We start from the raw sequence: 19183 nt of genomic DNA, 5'->3' as shown, positions 1-19183 counted from the left end.
TTATGAGACCTTTCCGCGGCCGACCGTTCTTGCTGACTCCAACGGGAGACCCAGGGGCGGTGCCTCCGGATGCAGCGCCGCACACACGGCGAGTAGGTCCACGTCGACGCGACACCGGAAGCCGGTGAACAGCGCCCTCAACGACCACCGCCCACCGGCGCCTCGCCCGAAGCCCTCTGCCGCGTAGCCGGTCATCTCACTTCCCTCGCAATCCCCATGCGGCCGCCAGCAACTCATGCGACGCCAGCCGATGGTCGAAGTCGTGGGTGACGCTGGTGACGAGCAGCTCGTCGGCGCCGGTCACCCGCACGAGTGTGCGCAGCCCGTCCACCACGGTGTCGGGGTCGCCGACAAACTGGGTGCGCACGCGATCGTCGACCAGCGGGAGCGCGTCATCGTCGAGCGGCCGTGCCGTGTCAGGGTCCGGGTACGGTTGCGCGCCGGCTCCGCTGCGGATGCCGTACACCCAGTGTCCGTAGGTGGATGCACGGTGCCGTGCGGTCGATTCATCCGCGGCGACAACGACATCCGCGGAGACGACCACATACGGCTCGGCCAGGACCGGCGACGGCCGGAACGCACTTCGGTATGCCTCGACGGCCTCCAGGACCGTGCTCGGGCTGACGTGATAATTGGCGACGAACGGCAACCCGCGCGCACCTGCGGTCTGGGCGCTCTGCCCCTTGCTGCTCCCGAAGATCCAGACCGCCACGTCGGCGCCCTGCCCCGGCACCGCGGTCAGTTCGACGTCGCGGTGACTGAACCCGCCCGTCAGGAGCGCGAGGACATCACCGACGGCGTCGTCGAAGTCCGGCGGCGACGCACCGTCGAATTGCGAGGCCTCGAACGCGGCGACGACCCGCGGTGCGTTGAGGATCGACTCGACGGGGAACGGCGACGGTATGAGCAGGCCGTCGACGACCTCGTCGGGCTGTCGGGGTGCGGGCTCGCGGGGTGCGGATTTCCGGTCGGCGGTCGCCAACTCGGTGCGACGCTGCGCGGAACGACCGAGACCCAGGTCCAGTCGGCCAGGGTGGAGCGCGTCGATGGTCCCGAAGGCCTCCACGATCGACACCGGGGTGTGCAGGCCGCTCTGGACCGCCGCCGATCCCACGCGGATGGACTCGGTCGCGCCGGCGATGAGTCCGATGAGCGTGGTCGTCGATGAGCTGGCCACTGCCACGAAGTGATGCTCGGCGAGCCAGAAGCGGTGATATCCCAGCCGTTCGGCGTGCCGGGCCAAGGCAACGCTGCGACGCACCGCCGTCGCCGCGTCACTTTCCTCGGTGACCGGCGCGAGGTCGAGCACCGACAGCGGTATGGGTTTATCTCCCGTCATACCGCTCCCCGACCGTCTCGAGTCCTGTGCCGAACACACCTCATCCTGATCAGCGAAGCGGCATCGGCGGGACATCGGAAGGGTTAGGCCCACGCCGATCCGATGGCCTGGTCCTGGAATCCCGTGTCATGCCGCCTCTGTTCGAGACGGAGACACACATCGACGACACGACTCGAGGGGAGACTCGATGACCGAACACGTACGCGTCGCCGTGGCGCTGGACGGTTGCGGGTCGCATCCGGGTGCGTGGCGTGCGCCCGGGGCCCGGGCAAACGCGCTCACGACAGCGGCGCACTGGCAGCAACTGGTCGGCGAGGCCGAAGCCGGGCTCCTCGACTTCGTCACCCTCGCGGATACCTTCGCCCTGCATCGCGGGCATCCCCGCACCGACCGGGCGACGGGAGGACTCGATTCGGTACTACTCGCCTCCCGTCTCGCTCCCACGACCCGTTCGATAGGGCTGATCCCGACGGCGACCGCCACCCACACCGAGCCGTTCCACGTCTCCAAGGCGATCGCGACCCTCGACTATGTGAGTCAGGGTCGCGCCGGGGTCCTGCTGCGCACGACCGCGGACCCGGACGAGGCCGCGCTGTTCGGCCGACGACGATTTCCCGACGATCCGGCGGTGCTCGCCGATCTCGCGTCCGAGGCCCTCGACTTCGCGACCGTGCTCGGTCTGCTCTGGGATTCGTGGGAGGACGACGCCGAGATCCGCGACGTCGCAACCGGTCGCTTCGTCGACCGGGACAAGCTGCACTACATCGACTTCGCCGGGGATCAGTTCTCGGTGCGCGGCCCCGCCATCACGCCGCGCCCGCCGCAGGGCCGGCCGGTCATCGCCGCGACCGGCGCCCACCCCACCGATCTGCGGCTGATCGGTCGGGGCGCCGACCTCGGGTTCATCAGCCCGCGCGACGTCGACGACGCCGTACGCGCGGTGGACGCCGTGGGCACCGCACACTCCGACGCCGGTCGCGAGATCACCGATCCAGCACTCCTGTTCGTCGACCTGTTCGTCGTGCTCGCCGCATCGGAGGCGGAGGCCGACGACCGTCGGGCGCGGCTCGACGACTTAGCCGATGGACCGTTCACGCCCGACAGCGCGGTCTTCACCGGCACACCGGTCGGGCTCGCGGACGAGATCGAGCGCTGGGCCGCGGTGGCAGGGATCAGCGGAATACGACTGCACCCGGCCGCCTTGCCCGAGGACCTGCGCGCGATCACCCGAGAGCTCGTACCGGAACTGCGGCGCCGCAACCTGTTCCGCGATGAGTACAGCCATTCGACGCTGCGCGGGCACCTCGGCCTGGCGCGCCCGTCCAATCGTTTCGCCACTGGAAAGGCCGGTGTCGCATGACCAAACAGGTCCATCTCGCCGCCCACTTCCCCGGGGTCAACAACACCACGGTGTGGAGCGACCCGGCGTCGGGCAGCCAGATCGAGTTCGACTCGTTCGTCCACCTCGCGCAGACCGCCGAGCGCGGGAAGTTCGACTTCTTCTTCCTCGCCGAAGGACTGCGGCTCCGCGAGCAGAACGGGCTGATCTACGACCTCGACGTGGTCGGTCGACCGGACACCTTCACCGTGCTGTCCGCGTTGGCCGCGGTCACCACCCACCTCGGCCTTACCGGCACCATCAACTCGACCTTCAACGAACCCGTCGACGTCGCACGGCAATTCGCCACCCTCGATCATCTGTCCGCCGGACGCGCGGCCTGGAATGTGGTGACCTCGTGGGACGAGTTCACCGGCGAGAACTTCCGCCGTGGCGGCTACCTGCCCGAGGACCAACGGTACGCACGCGCGAAGGAATTCCTCACCGCCGCCGCGACGCTCTGGGACTCATGGCGCGACGATGACGTCGTCGCCGATGCCGAGAACGGCCGATTCCTGGCACGCCTCGAGGCGGGTGAATTCGACTTCACCAGTTCGCAATTCGACATCCGCGGACACTTTCCGACGCCTCGTCCGCCACAGGGGCGGCCGGTCATCTTCCAGGCCGGGGACTCCGACGAGGGCCGAGAGTTCGCGGCCGCGACCGCCGACGCCATCTTCTCCCGGCACGCCACCTACGACGCCGGCCGGGCGTTCTACACCGACGTCAAACGACGACTCGCCGCATACGGACGACGCCCCGAACAGCTCCTGGTACTGCCCGCCGCCACCTTCGTCGTCGGCGACACCGACGCGCAGGCAGCCGAACTCGCCCACGAGGTGCGCCTGCAACAGGTCAGCGGGCAGACGGCGATCAAGTTCTTGGAACAGCTGTGGAATCGGGATCTGTCCGATCACGACCCCGACGGCCCGCTGCCGCAGGTGGATCCGATCCCGGGCGAGAACACGGTCGCGAAGGGACGCGCGAGCGTGCGCATGCACCGTGACCCGGTCGCCGTGGCGCGCGAATGGCGCGACCTGGCCGAGGCGAAGAACCTGACGACGCGTGAACTCATCATCGAGGTCACCGGCCGCCAGTCGTTCGTCGGCTCGCCGCAGACGATCGCGCACACGATCAACGATTTCGTGCAGGCCGACGTCGCCGACGGTTTCATCCTGGTGCCCCACATCGTGCCCGGCGGGCTCGACCGGTTCGTCGACGAGGTGGTGCCGGTGCTGCAGGAGCTGGGCGTATATCGCACCGACTACGAGGGATCGACGCTGCGGGACAATCTGGGACTGGCACGCCCGGGGGGTTGAGCCTCGCCGGGGACCCGCTGCTCGTCGTGAGACTCTCCGGAGGCCGCGGCTGCGCCGCGACTCATGAGCTCCGCCACCAGGACTCGAACCTAGAATGCCTGAACCAAAATCAGGAGTGTTGCCGATTACACCATGGCGGATCACTGCGCTGACGATTGTGCCACAGCCCGCGGGCACTCACGCCAGGTGACCACTCGACGTCAACTCGACTCACAGACTTCGATCGAGGTCTGGGAGTCGAGTCGACGTCTGGGAGTGATCAGTCCTTGGGGCCGCCGGCCACGTAGACGACCTGCCCCGACACGAAGCCGGCACCTTCGCTGATGAAGAACGACGCGGTGTGGGCGATGTCCTCGGGCACGCCGACGCGGTTGACCGGGATCTGGCCGGCGGCGGCGCGCTTGAAGTCCTCGAAGGGCACGCCGACGCGCTCGGCGGTGGCGGCGGTCATCTCGGTCTCGATGAACCCGGGCGCGATGGCGTTCGCGGTCACGCCGAACCGGCCCAGTTCGATGGCGAGGGTCTTGGTGAAGCCCTGCATGCCGGCCTTGGCCGCCGAGTAGTTGACCTGTCCTCGGTTGCCGAGTGCCGAGGTGCTCGACAGGTTGACGATGCGTCCCCACTCCGCCTCGACCATGTACTTCTGGGCGGCCTTGGTGACGTTGAACGCGCCCCGCAGGTGCACGGCCATGACGGCATCCCAGTCATCGACGGTCATCTTGAACAGCAGGTTGTCGCGGGTGATGCCGGCGTTGTTCACGACGACCGTCGGCTTTCCGAGTTCGGCGACGACCTTGTCCACCGCCGCGTTCACCGAGGCCTCGTCGGCGACGTCGGCACCCACCGCGATCGCCTTGCCACCGGCGTCGGTGATGGCCTCGACGGTGTCGGCGCAGGCGTCGGCGTCGAGGTCCAGGACAGCCACCGCGAGCCCGTCGTCGGCCAGGCGCTTGGCCACCGCCGCACCGATCCCCCGTGCGGCCCCGGTGACGATCGCCGTCTTCTGCGTGCTCATTCACTACCTCCGTGTGGTCGTTTCGCGAGCCGGACAACTCCGGCGCACATGGTTGGTTCCCCCGCACCCACCCTGTTCCGTCAGCGACAACGGCAATGATCTACCCATTGATCGCTCGGCGTTGCGGTCCCTATGTGTTCTATCAGGCCCGGTCGCGAGGTTTCGCCACAAACAGCGCGCTGCATTTCTGCCATCGGGTACCGATGCGTAGGATCGCACCCGACGTGCGACCGCGAACCCGGTCAGCGACCCCCGCCGGCGCCGTCGGACAGACATGATCGTGGCAGTCACCGATCAGGAAGAGGGTGGGCATTCGATGACGGGAACGTCGCCGTCCGTGGCCGTGATCGTCCTGGCCGCGGGTGCCGGTACCCGCATGAAGTCCAAGACCCCGAAGATCCTGCACACCATCGGCGGCCGCTCGCTCGTCGGCCACGCGCTCCACGGGACCGCGGGCATCGACCCCGAGCATCTCATCGCCGTCGTCAGCCACGAACGCGAACGGGTCTCGGCTGCCATCGGCGAGATCGGGGCAGGCCTCGGCGTCGAGATCGGGATCGCCGAACAGGACGCCCCCCGCGGGACCGGTGACGCCGCTCGGGTGGGACTCGGCGGACTCCCCGACGAGTTCGACGGCACCGTCGTCGTCACCGCTGCCGACGTCCCCCTTCTCGACGCCGACACCCTCCGCGCGCTCATCGACACCCATCTCGCCGACGGCGGGGCCGCGGTCACGCTGACGAGCTTCGTCGCCGACGACCCGACCGGATACGGACGCATCATCCGCGACGGGAAGGCCGTCACCGCGATCGTCGAACACAAGGACGCCTCCCCGGAGCAGCGCGCGATCACCGAGGTCAACGCCGGCGTGTACGCCTTCGACGCCGCTGCGCTGCGCGACGGGTTGTCGAAGCTGTCGACTGACAACGTGCAAGGCGAGTACTACCTCACCGACATCGTCGAGATCGCCCGCGGCGAGGGACGGGCCGTCCGCGGACACACCGTCGCCGATCCGGTGCTCGTGGCCGGCTGCAACGACCGTGCCCAACTCGCCGCCCTGGGCGCCGAACTCAACCGCCGCATCATCCGTCGTCATCAGCTCGACGGGGTGACCGTCGTCGACCCGGCCACCACCTGGATCGACACCGACGTCACCATCGAGCCCGACGCGCACATCGCGCCCGGCACACAGCTGCACGGGCGCACGCACATCGCCGCCGACGCCGTGATCGGACCCGACACCACTCTGACCGACGTCACCGTCGGACCCGGCGCGCAGGTGATCCGCACGCACGGCAGTGACGCGGTCATCGGCGCCGAGGCCACCGTCGGGCCCTTCGCCTACCTGCGACCGGGCACGGCCCTCGGGGACGCGGGCAAGATCGGCACCTTCGTCGAGACCAAGAACGCGACCATCGGCGACGGGTCCAAGATCCCGCACCTCACCTACGTCGGCGACGCCACCATCGGCGAGCACTCCAACATCGGCGCGTCGAGCGTCTTCGTCAACTACGACGGGGTTGCCAAGCACCGCACCGTGATCGGCGACCACTGCCGCACCGGCTCGGACAACATGTTCGTCGCGCCGGTCAGCGTCGGCGACGGGGCATACACCGGCGCCGGAACCGTGGTGCGGCAAGATGTACCGCCGGGAGCCCTCGCGGTCTCGGCGGGCGAACAACGCGTCATCGAGGACTGGGTCGTGCGCAAGCGGCCCGACACCGCGGCGGCGCGCGCGGCCCTCGAGGCACGCGACAAGAACCCTGGGACGGCCTGACACCCCGACCCGAGCTCGACCCTGCAGATCCGAAACGACACGAACAGAAGAGTTTTCATGACCTGGACCACTGACAACCAGAAGAACCTGATGCTGTTCTCTGGTCGTGCCCATCCCGAACTCGCCGAAGCAGTCGCCGATGAACTGGGCATCAAGGTCACCCCGCAGACCGCCCGCGACTTCGCCAACGGCGAACTGTTCGTTCGTTTCGAGGACTCGGTCCGCGGATCGGACGCCTTCGTCCTGCAGAGCTGCCCGTACCCGCTGAACCAGTGGGTCATGGAGGCGCTCATCATGATCGACGCCCTCAAGCGCGGCTCGGCGAAGCGCATCAGCGTGATCCTGCCGTTCTACCCCTACGCCCGCCAGGACAAGAAGCACCGCGGACGTGAGCCGATCTCGGCCCGCCTCATCGCCGATCTGCTCAAGACCGCGGGCGCCGACCGGATCATCACCGTCGACCTGCACACCGACCAGATCCAGGGCTTCTTCGACGGCCCTGTCGATCACATGCACGCTCAGGGACAGCTCGCCGAGTACATCCGGGGCAAGTACGGCACCGACAACATCGCCGTGGTCTCCCCCGACTCCGGTCGCGTGCGTGTCGCCGAGAAGTGGGCCGACACCCTCGGTGGCGCGCCGCTGGCGTTCATCCACAAGACGCGTGACCCGCTCGTGCCCAACCAGGTCAAGTCCAATCGCGTGGTGGGCGAGGTCGAGGGACGCACCTGCATCCTCATCGACGACATGATCGACACCGGCGGCACCATCGCCGGCGCCGTGCGGGTCCTCAAGGACGCCGGCGCGGGCGACGTCATCATCGCCACCACTCACGGCGTGTTCTCCGATCCCGCGGCCGAGCGTCTCGCGTCCTGCGGCGCCAAGGAGGTCATCGCCACCGACACCCTGCCGATCCCGGCCGAGAAGCGCTTCGAGAACCTCACCGTCCTCTCCATCGCGCCGCTGCTCGCGCAGACGATCCGCGAGGTCTTCGAGAACGGTTCTGTCACAAGCCTTTTCGACGGCATCGCCTGAGTGTCCCCGCTCCCTGAAGTGCGAGCGAAGCGAGCCTCCCCCGCACCCTGAGGTGCGAGCGAAGCGAGCCCAACCACTGCTCCCTGAGGAGGCCGGAGCTTGCGGAGGCCGTCACGAAGGGTCCTGGCGAGATGACGTCGCCAGCCCTTCGAGGCTCGTCGCTTGCGCTCCTCGCACCTCAGGGAGCAGAGGGATTGACGCTCCTCAGCCTGAATCTTTCACGGGTGGGTAGGGTTTCGCCGATCGGTTGTCGGTGTCGCCTTTTGATGGTTGGTGCTGGTGTGTGGGCAGGGTGGATCGCCAGCGTTGGGTTCGCTGGTTGTTCGGGTTCTGAGGTGGGGTGGGCGGCGGTGACGGGGCGCGGTGACCGAGGGGCTGGTTAGGCGGTGAGGCGTTGCCAGCCGTGGCGTATGTGGTGGTTGTAGGGCCAGTCGGTGGGTAGTCGCAGGGTGGTGGTGCGGGCGTGGGTGATGATCTTGCCGCCGACGGTGAACAGGCGGTGGCGCAAGCGTTTGGGTTCCCAGCGGCGGATGGGGTCGTGGCGGTGGTAGCCGAGGGTTTGAGTCCAGGCAATGAGGTCGGAGGCCAGGGCGACGATATCGAGCCACAGTTGGTTTTTGGCGAATGAGTCGAACGGTAGGTTGGCCATGCCGGTGTCTTTGAGGCAGCGGATACGGTCTTCGGCGCGGGCACGTTGACGGTGACGCAGTTCCAGGATCGGCAGTGTCCAGCCGCGGCCGCGGGTGTTGGTGGCGAACACGGTGTAGCGGCGGCCCTCGATGTCGGTGATGAGGTGTTGGGCTCCGTTGTGGGGATATTCGCGGCGCGCGATCAGCCGCATCCCGGGTGGCCAGGGCTCGTAGGCGGTTTCGGTGTCACGGACCGAGCGCGGCATGTGGTCGGTGATCTCGGCGACCTGGGCATCAGCTCGTGGATCGGCGTCGTCGGTGTTGATCGCGGTCACCCAGGCGGCCTCAGGCAGCACGTCCAATGCGTCTTTGACCAGTTCGGAGATGGTGAACCCGACCGAGTACTGCAGGCGTTGCTCGGCCAGGTGGGCCAGGAACTTTTTGGCACACCCGGCCGAATCGGTACGTATGAGCACCTGGGCGCGTTCAGCGGCGGGCAGCTGGGCCAACGCCGCCTCGAGGGCCGCGATGTGCATGTCCGCACCTTTGGGTGAGGCACCTCCACGCCGCAGGTCCAGGTTCAGTGTTTCCCCGGTGCCGAAGGCGCCGTGGTCGACGAACGAACACATCGGGGAATGCCCGAACACCCGCTTATACGTTTTCTGGGCCTGTTCTTTGGCCGAGCCGGCGGTCACGGTCGTGGCATCGAGATCAACGATCACCAGCCCGCCATCGATGCTGCCCGCAGTGCCCTCCAACGGGCGGGCAATGCCCCACACCCGCTCCCGCGCCGCGGCGCGAGCCGCGCTGATCGCGGTACTGACCGCCTCGACATCGGTAGCCAGCCTGCTGATCACCCGCGAAATCGTCGGATCAGAGGCCACCTGCCCGTACAACTGTGGCTGAGCCCGGACTGTGGCCACATCGGCCACACAGTCACCACCGGTCGCCAAGGTGAGCGCCAGATCCAGCACGATCTTGGCCGGATCATGGACCGTCGCCGCGGTCCGCCACGGCGCCATCGCCGCGGTCAGCTCGGCTCCCAGGCCCGAGACCTGCACGGTTTTCGTCAGCAACACCCCGCCCGAGGTCGTCAGCACCGACTCAGTGCGCGTAGGGTCCACCATCAACTCGGGATACACGTTATTCTTCACCTGCGAGGTGCCTTTCTTCTTGTGACTATTTGTTTGTGGTGAATCAATAATCACAAGGCAGGCAGGCACTTTCGCGTATCACACGCCGAACACCAGCAACATCAGTGAAATATCCAGGCTCAGGGAGCAGAGGGATTAGCGCTCCTCAGGGAGCAGGCGGCGGCTCCCCGCACCTCAGCCAACAAGCGGCGCCCCACCGAGTACCGTGTCACCCGTGGACGCGACGATCTATCACAACCCGAAGTGTTCGACCTCGCGGAAGGCGTTGCAGGCCCTGCGCGACGCCGGGATCGAGCCGGCAGTCGTGAAGTATCTCGACGAGCCGTACAGCCGCGAACAACTCGTCGAACTGTTCGCCGACGCGGGGATCACACCTGCGCAGGCCGTCCGCAAACGCGAGGCCCTCTACAAGGAGCTCGATCTCGCATCGGCCACCGACGAGCAGATCCTCGACGCCATGGTCGAGCACCCGATCCTCGTCGAACGTCCGATCGTGGTGACCGACAAGGGCACTCGCATCCCCCGGCCGATCGAGAAACTCGACGAGATCCTCTGACTCCGGGGCGCGGCAGCGCTCAGGTCAGGCCGGCACGGCCGGCGCGGGCAGCGGCCGCTGCACCGACGGCACGGCCAGTGCCGCGACGCCCCGCGCGAGCGCCTTGGTCATGTCGAAGTAGTCGAAGTAGTCGCGCCACACCGTGATCCGGCCCTCCCGTACCTCGAACCGGCCGCAGACCCAGAACTGGAGATGCAGCCGCCCGAACCGGAGTTCGTCGACGCGCTCGGTCAGCACCACGCCGGTGTCGTCGGCGGACACGTTGATCATCCGGTAGTTGAAGCCCACCGACTCCTTGCGCGCCACCCCGCCCAGGACACCGGCCACCTTCCGCTTCCCGCGGATCGTCGGCAGCGAGACGTTCGTGTAGGCGATGTCGTCGTCGATGGTCTCCAGCGCGGCGGGCACGTCGCCCCGCGCGAACTCGTCCAGCAGGGTCGTCACGATCTCGATCGGCGTCTGTGAGGTCATGGCAGACCAGTATCCCCCAGCGCGGCGAACCGAGCGGGCGATGTGACATCCCGGCAGGTCATCGACTACTCTGATCGCCGTTGTCTCGGCGAGGGTGACCCAGTCACCGTGATCGGCGCGGCCATCGCAGGTCTTCATCATGCCCCTCGGGGCAGATGGAACGCCCGCGGTCGGAACTCGTGCCCGGTGTTGCTCGTCGCGACGCCGACAGAACGTACCCACCGATCGCGAGGAGACCGTCATGGCCACCCAGACCAGCAAGCTGTCCGTCAGCACCCGTACCGAGAAGGGCAAGGGCGCAGCCCGCCGCGCGCGTCGCGAGGGCAAGGTCCCCGCCGTGCTGTACGGCCACGGAACCGACCCGCAGCACCTGCACCTCCCGGCCCGTGAGTTCGCCGCCATCCTGCGTAACAGCGGCCTCAACGCCGTGATCGATCTCGACATCGAAGGCAGCAGCCAGCTCGCACTGACCAAGCAGGTCGACGTCCACCCGATCCGCAACTACATCGAGCACGCCGATCTGCTGATCGTCCGTCGTGGCGAGAAGGTCACCGTCGAGATCGCGATCATCGTCGAGGGCGACGCCGCCCCGGGCACCCTCGTCGTCCAGGACGCCAGCGTCGTCGAGGTCGAGGCCGACGCCCTGTCGATCCCCGAGCAGATCGTCGTCAGCGTGGAGGGCGCCGAGATCGGCCTGTCCGTGCACGCCTCTGATCTGGACCTGCCCGAGGGTGTGACCCTCACCGCCGATCCCGAGACCCTCATCGTGTCGGTCACCGAGGCGCAGCTCGCCGCCACCGAGTCCGACGCCGACGGCTCGGCAGACGCCGCGGCCGAGGGCGACGCCGAGGGCGAGGCGACCGAGGAAGCCGCCGAGGAGTCGGAGTAACCCGACCCCGAACTGCCCGGCTCGGGTGGTGAAACTGCGTAAGTTGTGAAACTCATTGTCGGACTCGGCAACCCCGGGTCCAAGTACGAGAAGACGAGGCACAACGTCGGCGCGATGGTCGCCGACGGCCTCGTCGCCTCGGCCGGCGAGCGCTGGAAGGTGCACAAGAAGTCCGGCGCCGAGGTCGCCGAGGTACGCCTCGGCGGCCAGTCGGTACTCGTGGCCAAACCCCGCACCTACATGAACGAGTCCGGCCGTCAGATCGGCCCGCTCGCCAAGTTCTACTCGGTCACGACTGACGACCTGATCGTCGTCCACGACGAACTCGACATCGACTTCGGCGCCGTCCGTCTCAAACGGGGCGGCGGCGAGGGCGGCCACAACGGGCTGCGGTCGCTCAGTCAGGCACTCGGTACGCGCGACTATCTGCGCGTGCGCATCGGCATCGGCCGGCCACCGGGCCGGCAGGATCCCGCCGATTTCGTGTTGAAACCGTTTCCGTCCTCGGCTCGCAGCGAGGTCGAACTCCTCATCGCCAACGGTTGCGACGCCGTCGAACTATTGCTCGGACAGGATCTGGAGTCCGCGCAGAACACCGTGCACGCCTGGTGAGGACACCGAATTCGGCGGCGGCGCGGCCGTAGAATCGCTGCGGCGGGCAATGCGAAGGGATCGGCAACAGTGGTCAACCTCTCGGTGAAGACCGGACACCAGAACGTCTCGATGCTCGGCATCGGCGCCTACCGTCCGCGACGCCTGGTCAGCAACGCCGAGGTCTGCCAGGTCCTCGATTCCTCCGACGAGTGGATCTTCGAGCGGAGCGGTATCCGCAACCGCCGCTGGATCAGCGGCGACGAGTCGGCGCGTTCGATGGCCGCCGCGGCCGCCGAGCGGGCCATCGCGAACTCCGGGGTGGCGAAGGAGAAGATCGGTGCGCTGATCCTCGCCACCAACAGTTGGAAGACCAAGATCCCGCACGGTGGCCCGATCGTCGCCTCCGACATCGGGCTCAACGGCATCCCCGCCTACGACGTCGCCGCCGGGTGCGGCGGCTTCGGCTACGGACTCGGCGTCGCCGCCGACACCGTCCGCGCCGGCAGCGCCGAGTACGTCCTGCTCGTCGGCGTCGAGACCATGTCGGTGGTCATGGATCCCACCGACCGCAACACCGCGTTCATCTTCGGCGACGGAGCCGGGGCCGTGGTCGTCGGGCCGAGCGCGGACAACGGCATCTCCCCGACCGTCTGGGGCAGCGACGGCGAGAACGCCGAGGCGATCGGCCAGAACTGGGACATCCCCGAGTACATGGACCGCGCGCAGGCCTACCAGGACAAAGACCCCGAGACCGACCCGGTCGGTCGCATGGTGGTGACGATGGCGGGACCCAAGGTGTTCCGCTGGGCGGCCGTCACCCTGCCCCGGGCCCTCGCCACCGTGCTGGAGACCTCCGGCGTCGGCGTGGAGGACATCGAGGTCTTCGTGCCCCACCAGGCCAACGCCCGCATCAACGACCTGATGAAGAAGAATCTCGGCTTCCCCGACGACCTTCCGATGGCGAACGACATCGAGAACACCGGGAACACCTCGGCGGCCTCCATCCCGCTCGCCATGGAGGAGATGCTCGCCACCGGCAAGGCCAGGGGCGGACAGACCGCGCTGCTCCTCGGCTTCGGCGCCGGCCTGAGCTACGCGGGCGCGGTCGTCACCCTGCCCCCGGCCCCGGCGATCACCAGCTTCGACTGACCCCCGCTCCTCAGGCGTTCTCCTTGCGGAACACCGAAGTGCCCCACAGCGTTCCGAGTACGGCCAGGATGAGCGATGCGAGGACGCCCCAGAGGACCTGAGCACTGGCGAGGTCGCCGGAGAAGGTGTCGCGCACCGCGTCGACGATCCACCGGAACGGCATGAAGTCGCTGAGACTCTGCAGCCACGACGGCCCGAGGGTCATCGGGAGCAGGATGCCCGACAGCAACAGGACCGGCATCATGACCATGTTGATGAGCGGCGCCATCACATCCTCGCTCTTGGTGGTCAGCGCCAGGGCGTTCGACGCCGCGGCGCACGCGCCACCGATCAGCATCGTGATGATGATGCCGAGGATCACGCCGATCACCGAACCGCGCATGCCCATCAGATAGCCCAGCACCACCAGGATCAGTGCCTGCACGAGAAGTTGCAGCATGTCGCGCATGAGTCGACCGGTGAGCAGGGCGGTGCGGCTGGCCGGGGTCACCCGTTCGGCCTCGATCACACCCTCGCGCCATTCCCCGATCAGGCTGAATCCGGCGAACAACGCGCCGAACAGACCGAGTTGCACGAGCAGACCGGGGACCAGGAACGTGTACGGATTGTCGGCGCCGCCCGGGAACTGCGCGACGAGGGGCTTCAGCAGCGGCCCGAAAAGGACGAGGTAGAGGACCGGTTGCATCACCCCGATGAGGACCCAGGCCGGGTTGCGCAGGTTCATGCGGATCTGTCGGCGGAACACGATGGTGCTCTCGCGGAGGAACGTGGTCATCGGCTGGCTCCCTGCCGGTTGAGTTCGGCCGACGGGGCGTCGGCGCTCGTCGAATCCGTTGTTTCCGAATGGATCTCGTTGCCCCGCTCGGTCTCGGCGTCACGCAGCGACCGACCGGTGAGGGTGAGGAAGACGTCGTCGAGGGTCGGGCGGATGACCTCGATGGAGTCGAGGGTGATGCCCGCGGCGTCGAGGTCGCGCAGCAGTCCGGGGACGGCCCGGCCCGCCCGCGGCACCCGGCTCCGGACATGCCGGCCGTCGATCTCGATCCGGCCGTCCCCGCGGCCACCGGTGACCGAGGCCAGTTTCTCCGCGGCGGTGGACACCTCCGCGGAGTCCGCGACCTCGAGTGCCACCAGATCGCCGGACACCTGCGCCTTGAGGTTGTCGGCGGTGTCCGCGGCGACGATCCGGCCGTTGTCGATGATGATGATCCGATCGGACAGTTCGTCGGCCTCGTCGAGGTAGTGCGTCGTCAGGAAGACGGTCGCGCCGCGCTCGGTGCGCAGACGCCGGATGTGGTCCCAGAGATTGGCCCTCGCCTGCGGGTCGAGGCCGGTGGTCGGCTCGTCGAGGAAGACCAGGGACGGTTCGTGGACCAAGCCCATCACGATGTCGAGCCGGCGTTTCTGCCCGCCGGACATGTTCTTGGGCTGGCGTTCCCACAGGCCGTCGAGCTGGAGCTGGGAGAACAGGGCACGGCCGCGGCGGGTCGCCTCGGCCCGGGACAGCCCGTAGAGCATGCCGTGATCGACGATCTCGTCGCCGGCCTGGGCCTGGCTGAAGGTGCCGCCGGCCTGCGAGACGTAGCCGATGCTGCGGCGGACCGAGACCGGGTCGGCCACGACGTCGTAACCGTTGACGGTTGCGGTACCCGCCGTCGGCCGCAGGAGGGTCGTCAGCATGCGCAGCGTGGTGGTCTTGCCCGCGCCGTTGGGCCCGAGGAACCCGACCACCTCCCCTTCGGCGATGTCGAGGTCGACGCCGTCGACGGCCCTCACCTCGCGCTTCTTCTTTCCTTTCCCGGTGCTGAACACCTGGACCAACCCGCGTGCGTGGATCATGCGGACTCCCCCTCTCGATGCCGTCGAATGGTGTGCTGACTCGTGCGTTCGGCGTTGCGCGCACGTCATCGTGTGCTGATCGTCGTGACCGCGGGCCGCTTTCCGACGCCCCGGCGGTGGTCGACCGACCTGCGGACCAGCATTCCCTTCATCGAGGACGACTTCGGTCCGCACTCAGCAGCTCCGTAACGATTGCGGGCGGGGTCCCGCTACTTCCCAGTAAGAGGCGGTGTGAGTACCGTCGTATGTCGGGTCACATATTCGCCGGGCACGTTTTGGGAAGGGTTCACCATGGCGGTCATCGCAGACACCACTGGCATCAACAACATCGGCATGCTCGGCATCGGCGCGTACCGCCCCGAACGCGTCGTCACCAACGAGGAGATCTGCCAGCACATCGACTCCTCCGACGAGTGGATCTACACCCGTACGGGAATCAAGACGCGCCGGTTCGCGCGTCGCGACGAGAGCGTCATGGAGATGTCGGTCAACGCCGGCCGCAAGGCGATCGCCAATGCGCTGCTCCAAGGCTCGGACATCGACGCCGTCATCCTCGCCACCAACACCCACCTGCTGCTGACCCCGGCCGGCGCCACCAAGGTCGCGACCGAACTCGGCTGCAACGGCGTGCCCGCCTTCGACGTCACGGTCGGCTGCGCCGGCTTCGGCTACGGCATGGCACTCGCGTCCGACATGATCCGCGGCGGCAGCGCCACCCACGTGCTGGTCATCGGCGCCGAGCAACTCTCGGTGACCATGGACATGACCGACCGCACCAACTGTTTCATCTTCGGCGACGGGGCCGGCGCGGTCGTCGTCGGACCCACCGAGCAGCAACAGCTCGGCCCGGTGATCTGGGGCTCGGACGGCTCCCAGTTCAACGCGATCCGCCAGGACTTCGACTGGGTCACCTTCCTCGACAGCGACCGCACCCAGCGTCCCTACCTGCGCATGGAGGGCACCGCGGTGTTCCGCTGGGCCGCCTTCGAGATGGGCAAGGTCGCCCACCGCGCCCTCGAGGCCGCGAAGCTCGGCTCCGAGGACCTCGACGTCTTCGTGCCGCACCAGGCAAACGCCCGTATCAACGAACTGCTCGCCAAGAACCTCAAACTCCGCGACGACGCGGTCGTCGCCAAGGACATCGAGTACACCGGCAACACCAGCGCCGCCTCGATTCCCCTGGCCATGGAAGACCTGCTGTCGACCGGCAAGGCACAGCCCGGCCAGACCGCGCTGCTCCTCGGCTTCGGCGCCGGACTCTCCTACGCCGCGCAGGTCGTCACCATGCCGCCGGTTCCGTTCGAGTAGGGCGCAGTGTCGAGTCCTGGGGCAATCTGATCCGCTCAGCGGCTCATGATGCCCCCGGATTGGTCATGCCGGCCGGTCGCGCTGCAAGCCGAGCGCCTGGCGGACACGCGCCACGACGTCGTCGGGCCGCTCCCGCAGATCACTCCACGTGAAGTTGAGGACGGTCCAACCCAATGCGATGAGGTCGTTTCGGCGTCGGCGGTCTCGCTGGAACGTCTCCGCGTCGCGGTGGAACGCCATCCCGTCGATCTCCACCGCCAACAGCCGATCCGGGAACGCGAGGTCGATGAAGTACCCGCCGGCCGGGTGACCGCACGACCAACCGCTCACACCTCCGGCGCCCAACACGTCGACAGCCAGCCGCTCCGCCACCGAACGCGCGCCGGATTCGGCGCCGTCGACGAGGGCCGCGATCGCGGGTCCATCCTCCTTGCCACGTCGACGATCAGCGGCGACGCGCAGCTGACGCAGCGAGACCTTGCGAACGAGCAGCGCGTTGTCGAGGACTCCGCTGTCGCGCTCGAGTGCGGCTTCCAGCACGGACAGCGGCAAGGCTGTCACGAGCAACTCCTTGCGGGTCACCACCTCCGCGTCCGCGAGGCAGCGGCGCCGGACCCGAACGCCCTCGACCGGAGAGCCATGCCGCGATCGCGGTGCGGTGACCGTGAACTTCTTCGGCGGCTCGTCGAGGAGCCCGTGCCACCACGCCGCTCCCGCTCCGGACAGCGCCGCACCGCGGCCCACGCTCGCGACTGCCAGTCGCGCACGGGTGGCCGGCGTCGTCGGATGATCAGCGAGCGAATACACCCCGCGCGTGTGCGGCATCCAGTCTCCGCAATCGACTCGACGCCGGACCGCGGACCGCGTGAGGCCGAATTCGAGCGCATCCGCCATGGTCAGTACCCCGTCACGGGCGAGAACGCGGCGCCGAAGGCCCGGTGGAAGCTGCACGACCATCAGACGCACAGCAACGGTGACGGGTTCCCAGTTTTTTGGGCGGGGGCACAAGGTGCCGCATTCCGGCACAACCTGCCCCGGCACTCCACCGCGAGCGAGTTTGGCCGCCCCCTGCACGCCCGGTAGCCTGGAACCTCGTGAGTTCCGAGGTGATCAGTCGCGAAGTGACGCGTCGTCGTACCTTCGCCATCATCTCCCACCCCGATGCCGGCAAGTCGACGATGACCGAGGCGTTGGCGCTGCACGCGCGGATGATCAGCGAGGCCGGCGCCGTCCACGGCAAGGCCGGACGTAAGTCGACCGTCTCCGACTGGATGGAGATGGAGAAGGCGCGCGGCATCTCCGTCAGTTCGACGGCGCTGCAGTTCAACTACTCGGCCGCAGCCCAGGCCGACCCCGAGATCCCGAGCGTCATCAACCTCGTCGACACCCCGGGTCACGCCGACTTCTCCGAGGACACCTACCGCGTGCTGACCGCGGTCGACGCCGCGGTGATGCTCATCGACGCCGCCAAGGGACTCGAGCCGCAGACCCTCAAACTCTTTCAGGTGTGCCGCCACCGGGGCATCCCGGTCATCACGGTGATCAACAAGTGGGACCGGCCGGGTCAGAGCCCCCTCGAACTGATCGACGAGATCACCGAGCGCATCGGCCTCACCCCGACCCCGCTGTTCTTCCCGGTCGGCATCGCCGGCGACTTCCGTGGTCTCCTCGACCGGCGCACCGGCGAGTACGTGCACTTCACCCGTACCGCCGGCGGCGCGAAGATCGCGCCCGAGGAGATCATGTCCGCCGACGACGCGCTGGCTCGCGAGGGCGACGAGTGGACCTCGGCACTCGAGGAGAGCGAACTGCTCACCGAGATGGGCCAGGACCACGATCAGGAATTGTTCCTCGCCGGGCAGACCTCGCCGATGATCTTCGCCTCCGCGATGCTGAACTTCGGTGTGCGGCAACTCCTCGAGGTCCTCGTGGAGCTCGCTCCTCCCCCCGGGCCGCGGGCCGACGTCGAGGGCAATCCACGGCCGGTGACCGACCCGTTCAGCGCGGTGGTCTTCAAGGTGCAGGCCGGGATGGACTCCAGCCACCGGGATCGCCTGGCGTACATGCGGATCGTGTCCGGCGAGTTCGAACGCGGCATGGTCGTGACCCATGCGCAGACCGGAAAGCCGTTCGCCACCAAGTATGCCCAGGCCGTCTTCGGCCGCGACCGCTCGACGGTCGACACCGCCTACCCCGGTGACGTGGTCGGGCTGGTGAACGCGACCGCGCTCGCGCCCGGCGACACTCTCTACGACGGCCCCAAGGTGCAGTTCCCGCCGATCCCGTCCTTTGCGCCCGAACACTTCTCGACCCTGCGTGCCACCACCGCAGACAAGTACAAGCAGTTCCGCAAGGGCATGGACCAGCTCGAGAGCGAAGGCGTGGTCCAGGTCCTGCGCAACGACACCCGCGGTGATGCGTCGCCGGTGCTCGCCGCCGTCGGACCGATGCAGTTCGAGGTCGTGACCGCGCGGATGAAGGCCGAGTACAACGTCGACACCATCATCGAGCCGCTCGGTTACACCCTCGCCCGTCGCACGGATGCCGACAGCGCGCCCGAATTGAATCGGCAACGCGGCGTCGAGGTCTTCACCCGCACCGACGGCGCCGTTCTCGCGCTCTTCAGCGACAAATGGCGCCTGCAGTACATCGAGAAGGAACACCCCGACCTCACTCTCGAACCCCTTGTCGCGGCAGCGGACTGACCGGTCGACGAGCACACGGCGCCGGC

Annotated in this window: 17 protein-coding genes and 1 tRNA gene; 10 read left to right on the top strand and 8 right to left on the bottom strand. The window is 67.9% G+C overall.

Annotation, left to right across the window (positions count from 1 at the left end):
* Positions 1-196 precede the first annotated feature (196 nt).
* Positions 197-1339, bottom strand: a complete 1143-nt coding sequence (locus GR168_RS07165; protein ID WP_159370411.1) for an LLM class flavin-dependent oxidoreductase — start codon at positions 1337-1339, stop codon at positions 197-199.
* Between the two features lie 187 nt (positions 1340-1526).
* Here GR168_RS07165 and GR168_RS07160 point away from each other — a divergent pair, with 187 nt between their 5' ends.
* On the top strand, positions 1527-2699 hold the full coding sequence (locus tag GR168_RS07160) for an LLM class flavin-dependent oxidoreductase (RefSeq protein ID WP_159370410.1): 1173 nt from the start codon (positions 1527-1529) through the stop codon (positions 2697-2699).
* Positions 2696-4036: an NtaA/DmoA family FMN-dependent monooxygenase gene (locus GR168_RS07155; protein WP_159370409.1), complete on the top strand. Its 1341-nt coding sequence runs from the start codon at positions 2696-2698 to the stop codon at positions 4034-4036. The genes GR168_RS07160 and GR168_RS07155 overlap by 4 nt, the downstream gene beginning before the upstream one ends.
* A gap of 68 nt (positions 4037-4104) precedes the next feature.
* On the opposite strand, the gene GR168_RS07150 is transcribed toward GR168_RS07155, so the two are convergent.
* Together GR168_RS07150 and fabG are read right to left on the bottom strand one after the other, a co-directional pair.
* Positions 4105-4176: transfer RNA gene (locus GR168_RS07150), tRNA-Gln, on the bottom strand.
* 119 nt (positions 4177-4295) lie between these two features.
* Positions 4296-5051, bottom strand: coding sequence for a 3-oxoacyl-ACP reductase FabG (fabG, locus tag GR168_RS07145; RefSeq protein WP_159370408.1), 756 nt, complete (start codon positions 5049-5051; stop codon positions 4296-4298).
* Between the two features lie 316 nt (positions 5052-5367).
* Between fabG and glmU the strand changes: the two genes are divergently transcribed.
* On the top strand, positions 5368-6828 hold the full coding sequence (glmU, locus tag GR168_RS07140; protein ID WP_159371860.1) for a bifunctional UDP-N-acetylglucosamine diphosphorylase/glucosamine-1-phosphate N-acetyltransferase GlmU: 1461 nt from the start codon (positions 5368-5370) through the stop codon (positions 6826-6828).
* 57 nt (positions 6829-6885) lie between these two features.
* Positions 6886-7863 (top strand): ribose-phosphate diphosphokinase, encoded by a 978-nt coding sequence (locus tag GR168_RS07135; RefSeq protein ID WP_004022643.1) that lies wholly within the window; start codon positions 6886-6888, stop codon positions 7861-7863.
* Positions 7864-8242: 379 nt separating this feature from the next.
* Here GR168_RS07135 and GR168_RS07130 read toward each other — a convergent pair whose 3' ends face one another.
* The gene (locus GR168_RS07130) at positions 8243-9619 is read right to left on the bottom strand and encodes an IS1380 family transposase (RefSeq protein ID WP_275892326.1); all 1377 of its coding nucleotides are present in this window, start codon (positions 9617-9619) and stop codon (positions 8243-8245) included.
* Between the two features lie 241 nt (positions 9620-9860).
* Here GR168_RS07130 and arsC point away from each other — a divergent pair, with 241 nt between their 5' ends.
* Positions 9861-10202 carry an arsenate reductase (glutaredoxin) gene (gene arsC, locus GR168_RS07125; RefSeq protein WP_137808843.1) on the top strand — a complete coding sequence of 114 codons (342 nt, stop codon included), beginning with the start codon at positions 9861-9863 and terminating at the stop codon, positions 10200-10202.
* A gap of 24 nt (positions 10203-10226) precedes the next feature.
* Here the strand turns inward: arsC and GR168_RS07120 are convergent, their stop codons facing one another.
* Positions 10227-10673, bottom strand: coding sequence for a limonene-1,2-epoxide hydrolase family protein (locus GR168_RS07120; RefSeq protein WP_068972242.1), 447 nt, complete (start codon positions 10671-10673; stop codon positions 10227-10229).
* A gap of 241 nt (positions 10674-10914) precedes the next feature.
* Here GR168_RS07120 and GR168_RS07115 point away from each other — a divergent pair, with 241 nt between their 5' ends.
* The 3 genes from GR168_RS07115 to GR168_RS07105 all read left to right on the top strand — a co-directional run bounded on the left by GR168_RS07115 (position 10915) and on the right by GR168_RS07105 (position 13305).
* Positions 10915-11562, top strand: a complete 648-nt coding sequence (locus GR168_RS07115) for a 50S ribosomal protein L25/general stress protein Ctc (RefSeq protein ID WP_137808845.1) — start codon at positions 10915-10917, stop codon at positions 11560-11562.
* A 45-nt stretch (positions 11563-11607) separates the two neighbouring features.
* Positions 11608-12174 (top strand): aminoacyl-tRNA hydrolase, encoded by a 567-nt coding sequence (gene pth / locus GR168_RS07110; protein ID WP_058250849.1) that lies wholly within the window; start codon positions 11608-11610, stop codon positions 12172-12174.
* Positions 12175-12285: 111 nt separating this feature from the next.
* Positions 12286-13305, top strand: a complete 1020-nt coding sequence (locus tag GR168_RS07105) for a beta-ketoacyl-ACP synthase 3 (RefSeq protein ID WP_159371859.1) — start codon at positions 12286-12288, stop codon at positions 13303-13305.
* Between the two features lie 10 nt (positions 13306-13315).
* On the opposite strand, the gene GR168_RS07100 is transcribed toward GR168_RS07105, so the two are convergent.
* Positions 13316-14080 (bottom strand): ABC transporter permease, encoded by a 765-nt coding sequence (locus GR168_RS07100; protein WP_159370407.1) that lies wholly within the window; start codon positions 14078-14080, stop codon positions 13316-13318.
* Positions 14077-15144, bottom strand: a complete 1068-nt coding sequence (locus tag GR168_RS07095) for an ATP-binding cassette domain-containing protein (RefSeq protein ID WP_159370406.1) — start codon at positions 15142-15144, stop codon at positions 14077-14079. Before GR168_RS07095 ends, GR168_RS07100 begins: the two co-directional genes overlap by 4 nt.
* 291 nt (positions 15145-15435) lie before the next feature.
* Between GR168_RS07095 and GR168_RS07090 the strand changes: the two genes are divergently transcribed.
* On the top strand, positions 15436-16452 hold the full coding sequence (locus tag GR168_RS07090; RefSeq protein ID WP_004022635.1) for a beta-ketoacyl-ACP synthase III: 1017 nt from the start codon (positions 15436-15438) through the stop codon (positions 16450-16452).
* 63 nt (positions 16453-16515) lie between these two features.
* Here the strand turns inward: GR168_RS07090 and GR168_RS07085 are convergent, their stop codons facing one another.
* The gene (locus tag GR168_RS07085; protein ID WP_159371858.1) at positions 16516-17403 is read right to left on the bottom strand and encodes a DUF559 domain-containing protein; all 888 of its coding nucleotides are present in this window, start codon (positions 17401-17403) and stop codon (positions 16516-16518) included.
* Positions 17404-17546: 143 nt separating this feature from the next.
* Here GR168_RS07085 and GR168_RS07080 point away from each other — a divergent pair, with 143 nt between their 5' ends.
* A complete protein-coding gene (locus GR168_RS07080) occupies positions 17547-19157 on the top strand; it encodes a peptide chain release factor 3 (RefSeq protein WP_058250853.1) in 1611 nt (536 codons plus the stop codon).
* The last annotated feature ends 26 nt before the right edge of the window (positions 19158-19183 follow it).

The organism is Gordonia sp. JH63 (assembly GCF_009856645.1).
Taxonomy (GTDB): Bacteria; Actinomycetota; Actinomycetes; order Mycobacteriales; family Mycobacteriaceae; genus Gordonia; species Gordonia hongkongensis.
This window is presented reverse-complemented; position numbering and strand designations above follow the sequence as displayed.